The sequence below is a fragment of the Dactylosporangium sp. CA-233914 genome, assembly GCF_050942935.1.
GTDB lineage: Bacteria > Actinomycetota > Actinomycetes > Mycobacteriales > Micromonosporaceae > Dactylosporangium.
The window spans coordinates 11,301,683-11,314,392 of record NZ_CP192030.1; the positions used below are offsets into that span (position 1 = coordinate 11,301,683).

A 12,710-nucleotide genomic window follows, 5' to 3' on the forward strand; every position below is an offset into this window, starting at 1 on the left:
TCGCACCACCTGGAGGCGTAATAGGTATCTTCGTATGCCTCGGCGCCGTCACCCGCGATCCGCCTCGATCGTCATGCTTCTCCAGCGAAGATCAGAACTTCCTGCTGCCCGTCCCCGTAGCCGAGGGTCCGCTTCTGCAGGCGGAGACCGGCGTTGAGCGCCACCCGCTGGGACGCGATGTTGCCGGGGTGGATGATCGCGATCACCCGCCGGGCGCCGAGCACGCGGTGCGCGTGGTCGCGGCAGGCCCGGGCCGCCTCGGACGCCAGGCCGGTGCGCTGCAGACGCGGCACCACGTGGTAGCCGAGCTCCAGCTCGTCCACCCCGTCGACGCGCTGGACGGTCAGCCCGCAGTCGCCCGCGAACGAGTCGTCCGCGCGCAGGCGCATGGTCCACAGGCCGTGGCCGTCGTCGTGGTACCGGCGCCGGTTCCGCCCGATCCACTCCAGCGTCTCCGCGCGGGTCCTCGGCCGCGGGTAGTACCGCATGACCTGCGGATCGCCGAGCAGCGCCGCGAAGTCGTCCAGGTCGCCCTCGTCCATCTCCCGCAGGAGCAGCCGCGGCGTGCTCAGGACCGTCACTCGACGTAGAGGTTGATGACCGCGCTGATCGGCAGCGCCACCATCACGAGCAGGAAGGCGAGCAGCGCCGCGGCGCCCTTCTGCTGCTGGGCGTGGATCGTCCTGAGCGTGCACTCGCCGGTCAGGACGAACCAGTCGATGAGGTACCGCGCCACGTACAGCCCCACGTAGGCGATGCCGAGCGCCGCACCGAAGCCCGCCAGGCTCTCGGGCCAGGTGGTGAAGTCGCCGGCGATCGAGCCGTACAGGATGAGGCCCACGGCGGTGAGCACGGCCGCGGACTCGAGGCCCTGGGTGACGCCCTCGCCGTCGACCATCGCGGCCCGCGGGTTGCCGTGCGCGACGAGGCCGTGCAGGGCGAAGGCGATGACCAGGCCCGCGATGCCGGCGATGGTGAACACCAGGGTCGACAGCAGCGAGGTGCGCAGGTCGGGGGCGTGGCCGATGAAGGTGGCCCGCACGACCAGGGCCAGGCCGAGGTAGAAGCCGAGGCGGACCAGGCCGATGGACAGCGGCACGGTATTGAGCGCGCCCAGCGGGGTGGCCCGGGTGCGCAGGATCATCCAGTCGGTGATCCAGAAGCCAAGGATGGCCAGCACGGTCGCCCAGACGATCCCGCCGCCGACCCACGCGAGGGAGTTCCAGTTGGTCAGATCCTGGCCGATCAGGCTCGACACGCCGATGACCTGGACGGCGACGAAGCCGACCCGCTGGACAAGGTATCCCCAGTTGGCCCGCTGCCACAGCTCGTCGTGGTCGTCGAACGACGTGACGGCGTTGAGCAGCCACCAGCCGCCGCCCACGCCGACGATCACGATGAGCACCTGGAGCACCGCGATCAGGGCGGCGGTACCGTTCATGCCGTTCTCCTAGGAAAGGCCACTACTGAGGGCCGTTGTGGTCGATGGTGTGGGGAACGAAGTTGCTCAGGTTGTCGGTGATGAGCCCGGCGCTCTCCCGGATGCCCAGGCCCGCCGGCTCGCCGTCGATCATCCAGACGCCGAGGACCGGGTGCCACTCGCCACCCCGCTGGTCGGGGTAGGACGGCAGCGGGGCGAAGGCCTGGCACACGAACGGGCCGCCGTAGTCGCCGGGGGTGCTGGCGGTCGTGACGCCGTCGACGACGATCGACACGTTCGCACCCTCGCGGCCGAGCAGGGGCTTGCGCACGTAGGAGGTCATCCACGCCGGGCGCTCGGACTCGAAGTAGGCGGGCAGCAGCAGGTCGCGCTTGGCGGGGTCGTCACCGTACAGATGCCAGAGCACGGGCAGCAGCCCCTTGTTGCTCCACAGCATCTTGTAGGGCGGCTCGATCCAGACCGTGCTGTCGCGGCGCGGGTCGCTCATGTCGCGGAAGCACTGCTTGGCGAACTGCTCGCCGAGCATCCACTCCCACGGGTAGAGCTTGAAGACGACGTCGATGTGCTGGCCGTCGGAGTCGTAGAAGCGGTCGCCGGCCTGGACGTCACCGGCGCCGATCTCGTCCATCCAGAGGAACTTGGTGCGGTACCCGAGCGGGGCGAGCGCCTGCCGCGCGGTCTCCATCAGGTATTCGGTGTTGAACAGGTCCTCGCCGCTCTCCTCGGACCGGTCGCACGCGAAGTGGATGGTGAGCGGGTCGAGCAGGTGGGTGCGGGCCTGCCGCAGCCGGCTGATGTTGCGCTGCCAGGCGGCGACCAGCATCTCGTGGATCATGTTCCACTGGTCCTTGCCCTGGCCGGTCTGCTGGAGCCAGTACCACTGCGAGACCGCGGACTCGGGCAGCGACGTGGGAGTGTCGGCGTTGAACTCCAGCAGCTGGGGCCGGCCGGCGTACTCCCCCGCGTAGCGCAGGTCGAAGCGGCCGTAGACGCTCGGCGAGTAATCCCCCTTGCTCCGGCCGCCGGGCTCGGTCTCGTCGTCCCACCAGGTGCGCTTGATCTGCTCCCAGGCGAACTCGGGGATGCCCAGCAGCTGGAACATGTTGTGGTCGATGATGAAGTCGCCGGCTGCGACGCACATCTCGAACAGCGTCGCGGCGCTCGCCGACAGCACGTCGATCTCGGACGAGGTGAAGTCGTAGAACGGGCCCTCGCGCCAGTACGACATGGTGCCGCCGTCCGGCGTCGGGGTGTCGTTGTAGACGATCCCCTGCGTGGCGAGTTGCTGGCGCCAGTCCGGACGGACGACCCCATCGGCGATCCGGCGCACGTCAGCTGCCCGAGCTTCCGTGGCTGCTGCTGCCGAAGCCGCCGGAGGTGACGTGGCCGTTGCTCACGTGCCCGGTCGCGGGCAGCCCGGCGTTGGAGCGCCCGATCGAGTCGGTCGAGGCCACCCGGCTGCCGCCGCTGAGCCGGTAGCCCGGCGAGCGGCCGCGGCCGTAGCTGCCGGTGTAGTAGTAGTGCCCGGGCGAGCCGTCGTCGCAGCGGTAGTCGGGCACGATCACGCCGTTCTGGTCCGCGCAGTAGGTCTGCTGCTGGCGTCCGCATGCCGCCAGCCCGCCCGTCGTCGCCAGCGCCGCGAGCGCGAGGTAGCTTCGGCCTAGCGGTACGGACTTGGAACGCCTCATCGTCTGCCCCCTCGGGTGTGCCTTAGCACGGTAAATGACCTTCGCTACGAGCGCGAGCGATCGACCGGTCTCCGACACCGCCCTGAAGGTCGATTTTCGCCGGTCCTCAGCTGGAAGCATTGTCCCTTGTAGGGCAAAACCTAAAGCCATTAGGCTGTACCGCATGGTACGAGCCGGATTGTCCCGCGCACAGGTGTGCACCGCCGCGCTCGAGCTGGCCGACGAGGTGGGCATCGACCACGTGACGATGACCGCCCTCGCGCGGCGGCTCGGCGTGGCGGTGCCCAGCCTCTACGAGCACGTCCGCGGCGTGCCGGACCTGCTCGACGCGGTCGCCGGCCAGGCCACGAACGAGCTGGCCGACCGGCTGGGCGAGGCGCTGCAGGGCCGGGCCGGCCGCGACGCCCTGTTCGCCTACGCGACCGCGCTGCGCACCTGGGTCCTGGCCCACCCGGGCCGCTACGCGGCGACCGTCCGGCCGCTGACCGACCCCGCCGGCGCCGCGGCCCAGGCCCGCATCGTCGCCGGCTGCGCGACCCTGCTGCGCGGCTACGGCCTGCAGGACACTCGCGCCGTCGACGCGGTCCGGTTCGTCTACAGCACCATGCACGGCTTCATCCACCTGGAGACCGACGGCGGCTTCCACCACGCCCGCAACCTCGACACCAGCTGGTCGCTGATCCTCGACGCGATCGACCGGGCCCTGTCCACCTGGCCGCCGGCATGAGGACCTGGCTGATCACGGCAGCTCCAGCGGCCTCGGCCGCGAACGGGTCCTGGCCACCGCCCGTGACCTGTCGTCCGTGCGGGACCTCGTCGCCCTGGCCCCGGACCGAATGGCCGCGCACCCAGTTCGAGACGAACCTGTTCGGCGCGCTGGCCCTGACCCCCGCCATGCGCGCGGCCGGCACCGGCTGGATCGCGCGGATGTCCCCGCTGGTCGGCGTGGTCCCGGGCCCGGGCGGCGCCGCGTACGTGGGCAGCAAGACCGCCCTGGACGCGATGTCGGAGTCCCTGGCCGGCGAGATGGCCCCGTTCGGCATCCGGGTCCTGATCGTGGAGCCGGGCGGGCACGCCGAGGCCCGCGGCTTCGGCTCCGGCACCGCGTTCGCCTGAACTACACTGCCGCCATGCTCGAGACCGTCGTTCCCGGCGTGTACGCGTGGGTCCAGCCTGACGGCACCTGGTGGGTCAACAACGCGGGCGCGGTCGTCGGCGGCGACGACGTGTTCGTGGTCGACACGTGCGCGACCGAGGCCCGCACCCGCCGCTTCCTCGCCGCCGTCGACGAGGCCGCGGGCGGCCGGCCGGTGCGCATGGCGGTCAACACGCACCAGCACGGCGACCACACGTACGGCAACAGCCTCCTGCCCCGCGCGAGCGTGCTCATCGGGCACGAGCTGATGCGGGAGGCGCTGCGGACCGACCCGATCATCGACGGCTGCCCGCCGTTCTGGGAGCCGGTGCCGGACTGGGGTGACGTGACCCGGCGGGTGCCGGACGTGGCGGTGCGGGACTCGCTGACCGTGCACGCCGGGCCGACGCGGATCGAGCTGCTGCACCCCGGCGGGCCGGCCCACACCACCGGCGACCTGGTCGCCTGGCTGCCCGAGCAGCGGGTGCTCTTCACCGGTGATCTCGTCTTCAGCGGGCTCACGCCGCTGGTGTTCATGGGCTCGGTCGAGGGCGCGATGCGGGCGCTGGACTGGATGGCGGCGCTGGAACCCGAGCACCTCGTGCCGGGGCACGGGCCGCTGCTGCACGGCGGCCCGGCGATCGGCGAGGCGTTCGGCAAGCTCCGGCGGTACTGCCAACTCGTGCTTGACCACGTGAAACCCGGCCTGTCGCCACTGGCGGCCGCCCACGACTGCGACCTGGGCGAATTCGCGGCGTGGGCCGACGCGGAGCGGATCGTGCTGAACCTGCACCGGGCCTATGCCTCGCGCTTCGGCACCGAGATGGATCTCGTCGCCGCGCTGCGGGACGCCGTCACCTGGCGCGGCGGCCCGATGCCGACCTCAGTCTAGTTTCTCCTACCGCGCGCGGACGGTGAGCAGGCCGGCCAGGTCGACGTCCGCGGGGCGGCCGCCGTAGCCCGAGTCGGCGATGAGGCGGGCGCCGAGGACCGCGCTCCAAAAGGTGCGGACCTCGACCGCGGGCGGGCGGTCGAGCGTCCAGGCGCGGCGGTCCAGCTGCGTGACGAGGTAGTGCTCGGCCTGGCGGAACAGCACCGCCAGATACATCTGCGCGGCCGGGTGCAGCTCCGGGCGGTCCCGCGCGATCGACATCGCCTGGACGGCGGGCGGGATCGACGGCAGGGCCAGGGCGGTGCGGGCCAGGGCGATGCGGAACGTCTCCGGGGTGCGGCGGCGCCGGCCCACGTCCTCCAGCCGCGAGGCCTCGCGCAGCAGCGTGGACAGGGCCGCGTGGACGAACAGCGCGTCCTTCGAGCCGAAGTAGTACGTGATCTGGTGCGGGTAGGCCTGGGCGGCCTGCGCGATCGCGGCCACGCTCACCCCCGCCAGGCCCCGCTCGGCGAAGAGGCCGGCCGCACACCCGAGGATCCGCGCGCGGGTGCGGCGGCCCCGCGCGCGGGCCGGCTCGCTGATGGACATGTCATATTTGTATGCGATACAAGTATGGGGAGGCAATCGACCGAGGGAGGGCGCTGCGTGGGCGCAGACGTGGTCGTCACGGGGATGGGGGCGCTCTCGCCGCTGGGCGGGGACGTGGACTCGCTGTGGCAGGGCCTGCTGGCGGGCCGGTCCGGCATCCGGCGGATCGACGATCTGCTGCCGCCCGGGGTGCTGGACGAGCTGCCGGTGCGGATCGGGGCCACGATGGCCGTCCCGCCGGACACGCAACTGACCCGGGTGCAGGCGCGGCGGATGGACCGGTGCGAGCAGGCGGCGGTCGTCGCGGCGCGGCAGGCGTGGGCGGACGCGGGCGCGCCGGAGGTCGACACCGAGCGGCTCGCGGTGGTGATCGGCACCGGGATCGGCGGCGTGTCGACGCTACTGGCCCAGGACGACCTGCTGGAGGAGAAGGGCCCGGGCAAGGTCTCGCCGCTGACCGTGCCGATGCTCATGCCCAACGGCCCGGCCGCGTGGGTGAGCATCGAGTTCGGCGCGCACGCGGGCGTCTACACCCCGGTGTCGGCCTGCGCGTCGGGCGCCGAGGCGATCGCGCTCGGGGCGCGGCTGATCCGCCTCGGCGAGGCCGACGTCGTCATCGCGGGCGGCTCGGAGGCGGCGATCACGCCGCTGACGCTCGCCGGGTTCGCGCAGGCGCGCACGCTGTCCAAGCGCAACGACGAGCCGGAGCGCGCCTCGCGGCCGTTCGACACCGACCGGGACGGCTTCGTGATGGGCGAGGGCGCCGGCATCGTGATCCTGGAGCGCGCCGAGCACGCGGCGGCCCGCGGCGCGCGCGTGCACGGGCGGCTGGCCGGCGTCGGGATAACGTCGGACGCGTATCACATCACCGGCCCCGACCCGAGCGGCGCCGGGCAGGTGCGCGCGATCCGCCGGGCCGTGGCCGACGCGGGCCTGCAGCCGTCCGACGTCGCCCACGTCAACTGCCACGCCACCTCGACCGTCGTCGGCGACGCCGGTGAGGCGGCGGCGATCCGGCAGGCACTCGGCGGCGACGTCGTGCTCACCGCCCCGAAGTCGGCGCTCGGACACCTGGTCGGGGCCGCGGGCGCCGTGGAGAGCATCGTCACGCTGCTGTCGGTGACGCAGGGGGTCGTCCCGGCCACGCTGAACCTGGAGCACAAGGACCCCGACGTCACCCTGGACGTGGTCACGGGCGAGCCCCGCCGGCTCGCGATGACCGCCGCGGTGTGCAACTCCTTCGGCTTCGGCGGCCTCAACGTGTCACTGCTGTTCACGGCGTAGGTCCGTACCCGGCTGGCGTGTGCCTCTTCCCGGGCTGGGGCTCGTTCTCTCGGCGCAGGACGTGCTCCCGGCCGGTGAGTGGGGTCGTCCTCGGCCCAGGGCTCGCCCCACGGCGTGGGGCCTGCTCTCGGCACAGGATGTGCTCCCGGCTGGCGGAGTCGTCCTCGGCCCAGGGCTCGCCCCACGGCGTGGGGGCTTACTCTCGGCGCAGGGCGTACTCGCGGGTGGTGCGGGGCTGTTCGCGGCGTAGGGCTTGATACGGCGTGCGTAGGGCTTGATACGGCGTGGGGCTTGGTCACGCCGTCCGGCTGCTCTCGATGTAGACAATGGGATTCCGGTCCGGTGCCGCTTCCGCCCTCTGGCACCTTACCCGGCCCCACCTAATCGACCTTGCCGATCCGCCGGAGCGCGACCAGGCCGTCACCTAATGTACCTGGCTCTGCTCCTCAAGCTCGGCGAGCTTGACGGTGCACAGCCCGCCGCGCTCCGACTGCACGTCCGTCACCGTCAGCTGGGTGCCGGGGGCGAGGATGTACTCCTCCTCGCCCGTGAAGGCGGAGAAGTCGCGGATGCCGACCGCCCGCAGCGGTGTCACCTCGAACAGGGTTCGCTTGCCGCGCCCGCCCATGAACGCCTTGGCCACGCCGAGCTCGGACGTGCACGAGGAGACGCCCCACCAGGTGACCGTCTGCCCGACAGGGTACTGCGCCCGCAGATCCAGCCGCACCCCGCGCCACAGCGGCTCGCGTCGTGCGGGCAGGCGGGACACGGCGGAGAAGAGCAGGCGGAGGTACGGCAGATACGGCACGATCCGCCCGCGGTCGGGGTCGCGCAGGGTGGCGTTGATCTGGCGGTAGAACGCGGACTCGCAGGTGTACAGATACAGCGCGGCCACCTCGTCGGCGCTCAGGGCCGCGGTCTCGGCCTGCTTCTGGCCGAACGCGTGGGACGCCTCGACGTGCCAGTCCAGCCCGCGCAGCACGCCGGCGGCGGGGGCGATCGCGGCGCGGAAGTCCATGAGCGGGGTGTCGAAGACGCCGCTGATCGCGGGCAGGGCGAGGCCCTCGTCCTTGACGCTCTCCAGCCGCTCCAGGTACAGCTTGTGCAGCTCCATCGTGGAGGCGATGAACGCGCCCATGCGCTCGGCCGCCGGGTCCTGCTGTGCGTTCCAGCCCGTGCTCGGCAGCCAGTCGATCTCGTCGGCGCCCAGCGAGCGCAGCGCCTCGTTGACGGTCGCGAAGTGCTCGTTGTCGCAGAAGATGTCGCCCTGCGCGGCCGGGTTCGGATGGTCGATGTGGCGGACCTCGACGGCGGGGTACTTCTTCTGCAGCCGCTGCACCAGGCTCTTGAGGCTCCGGGCGTGCGCGCCCCACCAGGCGAAGACGACCCCGCGGTCCTCCTCCGGCGCGCTCTGCTTGGCCCGCAGGATCTCCTCGACGAGCCGCTCCACGACCGGCCGCCAGAAGCCGGTGTGCTGGTCGGTGCCGATCGCCCCGTCGGCGCTCGCGGTCAGCGAGGCGTTGAGCAGCAGCACGCCCTGCGTGAGCATCGAGGAGAACCACTCGGGCGGCTGCACCGTGTCGTGCTGCTTGAGCAGCGCGCGGATGTCGGCGATCGGGGTCTTCTTCGGGATGCCGTACTTCCACATCGCCGCGGCCTTGATGATGCACCGGATGCTCACCACCCGCCCGAACTGGCTGTCCGACCAGTCGTGGAAGGTGTTGTCGAACATCGCGATGCCGGTGGCGCTCTCCGGCCGCGGATACGGGTTCTGGCCGAAGACCACGACCTTCCACTTGTGCGGCGGGTTGGGCTTGAGCGCCTGGAACGTCAGCTCGCGCACCGGCACGATCTGGGGGCTGCGCTTCGGGCCGATGAACTGCTCGGCGTTGTACTGCGCCTCGATGACCGGCTTCAGCAGCGGCAGCCACGGCTCGCCGCCGCCGTCGAACAGCTCGGCAAGGCCCAACGGGTCTTCAGTGTCAGTCATTACGCCCTCCCCCGGCTCCACTGTGGACCGTATCGGCGCCTGGTCTGGGTCGGCTACCGCGGGAGCACGCCGAGCCAGACTAGGCGTGTACCTTTCGGGGCTTACGCGTGGGGTATGTCTGACGGAGGGACTGCGATGACGCAACTACGGGTTGTGCTCAGTGACATCAACGCGAAGGTCGTACAGGCCTGGATATCGGCCTTCGCCGACACGCCCGAGGTCGAGATCGTGAAGGGCTCGATCATCAACCAGCAGGTCGACGCCTGGGTGTCGCCGACCAACTCGCACGGCCTGATGAGCGGCGGCGTCGACGCGGTCATCCTGCGCCACCTGGGGCCGGGCATCCAGCTGCGGGTGCAGCACGCGATCCGGGACGAGTTCAAGGGCGTGCTGCCGGTCGGCGCGGCCGTGTGCGTGCCGTCGGGGGCGGCGAACCCGAAGTACCTCATCTCGACGCCGACGATGTACCACCAGACGGAAAACGTGCGCGAGACGCTGAACGTGGCCCTGGCCTGCGCCGCCGCGTTCCAGGCGATCCACATGCAGAACGAGCGCGAGCCGGGCAGCATCGCCTCGGTCGCGCTCGTCGGCATGGGCGCCGCGACCGGCAAGGTGCCGCCGCAGGTGTGCGCCAATCTGATGTGGGCCGGCTACACGCTGTTCGGCGAGAGCGCGTTCGACGACTACGCCGAACTGACCGCCACGGTGAGCGAGCAGCTGGGCGACATCGAGACCCGCCCGGCCACGGCCCGGGTGCGGATCGTTCCCCCCGCCGCCCGCCGCCGGCGGTAAGTGTTTCGTAGCGACCATCCGGGTCACCGCCGGCGCGAGCCAGATCAACGGATGGACGGCCAGTACCGCGCTGCCCGCTGATTTCGCCTTCGAGGGGCCCGGCCGAGCGTCGGCCGGGCCCTTCCGCGCCGGGGCGGGCGACGTGTGCGTCACAGCCGGGCGGCGACGGCGGAGCGCAGTTCGGGCAGCCGGTCGTGCAGCAGCCCGGGGCACTGCGTGGTGTTGAAGTCCTTGTGGCCGTAGATCTCGCTCGCCGGGATGCCGTACTGCCGGCAGGTGAACGCGCAGAACGCGATCAGGCTGTTCCACAGGGCGGCCGGCGGCTGCTCGGTGAGGTACGTGCCCTCGTTCTCGATCCCGATCGCCTGGTCGTTCTGGCCCACGCAGTGCGCGCCCTGCACCATGGTCTGGCCGTGCAGGAGCGCGTACAGGCTGCCGTTGCGCCCCTCGGTCAGCCAGCCGCCGCGGCTGTTGGTGAAGTGCTGGCCACTGTCGGTCCAGCCGTTGGTGTCCATGTGCAGGTTCTGGATGTCGCGCGAGTTCGCGAACGCGTGCGCCTGCGAGTAGTCGGTGGAGTTGGCCATCGCGGTGTGGTGCACGATGATCTTGTTTGGTCGATGCTGATCGATGGTGAGCGGCCCCGACGGCGGACGTGCGCCCCAGGCGCCGCAGCTGGCGATCGAGGGCTGCTCGAGCGCCGCGCTCGCGGGGAGGGCCGGGGCGAGCAGCACGCCGGCGCCGCCGAGCAGGACGGCACGACGGGTCAGATGGGCCATGGTGCCAACTTTCCAAACCCATAGAGCTTCGTAAAATTCTGGCAACGCGGCACACTACGCCTGCTCAACAGGGGGTGTCTATAGACAGACTCCTATTGAAAATTTCCGACACCCATGAGCTAATCGGCGAAGTTCCTTGACACACCCCCACCAGGAGGCACCGTGTCCCATCGATGGCTCGGCGCGCTCGCCATGGCGGCCGCCCTGGTCACCACCGCACTCATCGGCACCCCGGCGCAGGCGGCCACCGTGACGTACGGCCAGGACGTTTCCGGCCACCAGGGCAACGTGAACTGGTCGGCGCAGTGGAACGCCGGCTCGCGGTTCGCCTACATCAAGGCGACCGAGGGCACGTACTACACCAACCCGTACTTCGCCCAGCAGTACAACGGCTCCTACAACATCGGCATGATTCGCGGCTCGTACCACTTCGCGATCCCCAACGGTGGCGGCGGCGCGGCCCAGGCCGACTACTTCATCGCCCACGGCGGCGGCTGGTCCAAGGACGGCAAGACGCTGCCCGGCGCCCTGGACATCGAGTACAACCCGTACGGCGCGACCTGCTACGGGCTGTCGCAGTCGGGCATGGTGAGCTGGATCCAGGCGTTCCTGAACCAGTACCACACGCGCACCGGCCGCTGGGCGACCATCTACACCACCACGGACTGGTGGGTCACGTGCACCGGCAACTACAGCGGGTTCTGGGCCAACTCGCCGCTGTGGCTGGCCCGGTACAGCAGCAGCCCCGGCACCCTCCCGGCGGGCGCGCCGACGTGGTCCTTCTGGCAGTACTCCAGCAGCGGCCCCTTCGCCGGCGACTCCAACCAGTGGAACGGCACCCTGGACCGCCTCAAGGTCCTGGCCTGCAACGGCACCTGCTGACCCGCGCCACCCTCCCACTCCGCCGGCAGCGTCCGGCGGAGTGGGACCCGGCGCGACCTGATCAGTTTTCGAGAGGCCGTCCGACCTGCGGATCTCTAGCATTGAGGGCATCCGGACCCCAGAGATGCAGGAGGACGAGCTCCAATGGCGAGCACGAAGAAGGCCACGGCGACCGACGGCTTCACCGCTGAGGAGCGGGCCGCGATCAAGGAGCGCGCCGCGGAGCTGCGCACCAGCAAGAGCCGCGCCTCGAAGGCGGAGAAGGCCGCGGAGGAAGCCGCCGCCGTACTCGAGAAGATCGCCGAGATGCCCGGCCCGGACCGCGCCATGGCGCAGCGGGTCCACGCCGTCATCATGGCCGCCGCCCCGCAGCTCGCGCCGAAACTGTGGTACGGCATGCCCGCCTACGCCAACGCCGGCAAGACGATCTGCTTCTTCCAGCCCGCCCAGAAGTTCAAGACGCGCTACGCGACCCTGGGCTTCAACCAGGACGCCCAACTCGACGACGGCAACCTGTGGCCGGTCGCCTACGCGCTCAAGGAACTGACCCCGGCCGACGAGACGAGCATCGCCGAGCTCATCAAGCGGGCGGTCGGCTGATCGAAGCCACCGCTATCCGAGGTACGGGCGACCGCCGCCGGTAAGGTAGTGCTCGATTCGCATGCGCATGGAGCGGTGCATCACGAGACCACCGACAACGCCCGGCGCGACCCACGCGACCTCGCGCGACTCGTCGCTCGGCGTCGGCTCGCCACCGAGCGGCCGGGCGGTGTAGACAACGGAGAACTCCTGGCGGACCTCGTTGTCCGGAACATAGAGGATGACGTGCCGCGGGTCGGTGTAGATGCCCACCAGCCCGGTAACCTCGACGTGGATTCCGGTCTCCTCGAAGGTCTCCCGCACCGCACAGCCGGTCAACGACTCACCGGGCTCCATCGCCCCGCCCGGCAGCGACCAGTTGTCGTTGTCCGCACGGTGAATCAGCAACAACTCGCCGGCGTCGTTGACCACCACGGCATTGGCGGACGGCACGATCCTGCCCACCACCGGAGCATTGGGATCGTCAAAGAAGTCAATGCGTCGAGCCACCCGAGAACCTCGCTTCCACCGAGCCGAACGGTGTCCTGTCGCCTCCCAACGCTAGGCCGCGACGCGGCGCCTCCGCGACATCCGCCGCCCGGCACCTGGCCAGCGGGCAGGTCCTTGCCGGTACCGCCGTGCGACTCGCCCTGCTGCCCCCGT

Annotated in this window: 15 protein-coding genes; 7 read left to right on the top strand and 8 right to left on the bottom strand. The window is 70.8% G+C overall.

The features are described from left to right. Positions 1–71: 71 nt before the first annotated feature. Genes ACQPY0_RS50295 through ACQPY0_RS50310 form a run of 4 tightly spaced genes read right to left on the bottom strand, consistent with a single transcriptional unit; the run spans position 72 to position 3,129 of the window. A complete protein-coding gene (locus tag ACQPY0_RS50295) occupies positions 72–581 on the bottom strand; it encodes a GNAT family N-acetyltransferase (protein WP_432978126.1) in 510 nt (169 codons plus the stop codon). After that, positions 578–1,441, bottom strand: a complete 864-nt coding sequence (locus ACQPY0_RS50300) for a hypothetical protein (RefSeq protein WP_432978129.1) — start codon at positions 1,439–1,441, stop codon at positions 578–580. Before ACQPY0_RS50300 ends, ACQPY0_RS50295 begins: the two co-directional genes overlap by 4 nt. A 22-nt stretch (positions 1,442–1,463) precedes the next feature. Beyond that, entirely contained in the window at positions 1,464–2,771 is a 1,308-nt protein-coding gene (locus tag ACQPY0_RS50305; RefSeq protein WP_432978132.1) for a glutathionylspermidine synthase family protein, read from the bottom strand. 1 nt (position 2,772) lies between these two features. Then, on the bottom strand, positions 2,773–3,129 hold the full coding sequence (locus ACQPY0_RS50310) for a hypothetical protein (protein WP_432978135.1): 357 nt from the start codon (positions 3,127–3,129) through the stop codon (positions 2,773–2,775). Between the two features lie 163 nt (positions 3,130–3,292). On the opposite strand from ACQPY0_RS50310, the gene ACQPY0_RS50315 reads away from it, so the two are divergent. The 3 genes from ACQPY0_RS50315 to ACQPY0_RS50325 all read left to right on the top strand — a co-directional run bounded on the left by ACQPY0_RS50315 (position 3,293) and on the right by ACQPY0_RS50325 (position 5,156). Next, the gene (locus tag ACQPY0_RS50315) at positions 3,293–3,856 is read left to right on the top strand and encodes a TetR/AcrR family transcriptional regulator (protein ID WP_432978138.1); all 564 of its coding nucleotides are present in this window, start codon (positions 3,293–3,295) and stop codon (positions 3,854–3,856) included. Between the two features lie 62 nt (positions 3,857–3,918). Beyond that, on the top strand, positions 3,919–4,245 hold the full coding sequence (locus ACQPY0_RS50320) for an SDR family NAD(P)-dependent oxidoreductase (RefSeq protein WP_432978141.1): 327 nt from the start codon (positions 3,919–3,921) through the stop codon (positions 4,243–4,245). 14 nt (positions 4,246–4,259) lie between these two features. Beyond that, positions 4,260–5,156 (top strand): MBL fold metallo-hydrolase, encoded by an 897-nt coding sequence (locus ACQPY0_RS50325; RefSeq protein ID WP_432978144.1) that lies wholly within the window; start codon positions 4,260–4,262, stop codon positions 5,154–5,156. 6 nt (positions 5,157–5,162) lie between these two features. Here the strand turns inward: ACQPY0_RS50325 and ACQPY0_RS50330 are convergent, their stop codons facing one another. Beyond that, positions 5,163–5,744 carry a TetR/AcrR family transcriptional regulator C-terminal domain-containing protein gene (locus ACQPY0_RS50330; RefSeq protein ID WP_432978147.1) on the bottom strand — a complete coding sequence of 194 codons (582 nt, stop codon included), beginning with the start codon at positions 5,742–5,744 and terminating at the stop codon, positions 5,163–5,165. 24 nt (positions 5,745–5,768) lie between these two features. Between ACQPY0_RS50330 and ACQPY0_RS50335 the strand changes: the two genes are divergently transcribed. Further along, positions 5,769–7,028 carry a beta-ketoacyl-[acyl-carrier-protein] synthase family protein gene (locus ACQPY0_RS50335; RefSeq protein WP_432978150.1) on the top strand — a complete coding sequence of 420 codons (1,260 nt, stop codon included), beginning with the start codon at positions 5,769–5,771 and terminating at the stop codon, positions 7,026–7,028. A gap of 424 nt (positions 7,029–7,452) precedes the next feature. On the opposite strand, the gene ACQPY0_RS50340 is transcribed toward ACQPY0_RS50335, so the two are convergent. After that, complete coding sequence (locus ACQPY0_RS50340) at positions 7,453–9,018, bottom strand: ADP-ribosyltransferase domain-containing protein (protein WP_432978153.1); 1,566 nt, start codon at positions 9,016–9,018, stop codon at positions 7,453–7,455. A gap of 135 nt (positions 9,019–9,153) precedes the next feature. Here ACQPY0_RS50340 and ACQPY0_RS50345 point away from each other — a divergent pair, with 135 nt between their 5' ends. Then, positions 9,154–9,810 (top strand): macro domain-containing protein, encoded by a 657-nt coding sequence (locus ACQPY0_RS50345; protein WP_432978156.1) that lies wholly within the window; start codon positions 9,154–9,156, stop codon positions 9,808–9,810. A gap of 149 nt (positions 9,811–9,959) precedes the next feature. Here ACQPY0_RS50345 and ACQPY0_RS50350 read toward each other — a convergent pair whose 3' ends face one another. Next, on the bottom strand, positions 9,960–10,586 hold the full coding sequence (locus tag ACQPY0_RS50350) for a peptidoglycan recognition protein family protein (RefSeq protein ID WP_432978159.1): 627 nt from the start codon (positions 10,584–10,586) through the stop codon (positions 9,960–9,962). A gap of 192 nt (positions 10,587–10,778) precedes the next feature. On the opposite strand from ACQPY0_RS50350, the gene ACQPY0_RS50355 reads away from it, so the two are divergent. Together ACQPY0_RS50355 and ACQPY0_RS50360 are read left to right on the top strand one after the other, a co-directional pair. Continuing rightward, on the top strand, positions 10,779–11,468 hold the full coding sequence (locus ACQPY0_RS50355; RefSeq protein ID WP_432995740.1) for a lysozyme: 690 nt from the start codon (positions 10,779–10,781) through the stop codon (positions 11,466–11,468). Between the two features lie 144 nt (positions 11,469–11,612). Continuing rightward, entirely contained in the window at positions 11,613–12,068 is a 456-nt protein-coding gene (locus ACQPY0_RS50360) for an iron chaperone (RefSeq protein WP_432978162.1), read from the top strand. 12 nt (positions 12,069–12,080) lie between these two features. Here ACQPY0_RS50360 and ACQPY0_RS50365 read toward each other — a convergent pair whose 3' ends face one another. Continuing rightward, complete coding sequence (locus ACQPY0_RS50365; RefSeq protein ID WP_432978165.1) at positions 12,081–12,512, bottom strand: NUDIX domain-containing protein; 432 nt, start codon at positions 12,510–12,512, stop codon at positions 12,081–12,083. Positions 12,513–12,710 lie beyond the last annotated feature (198 nt).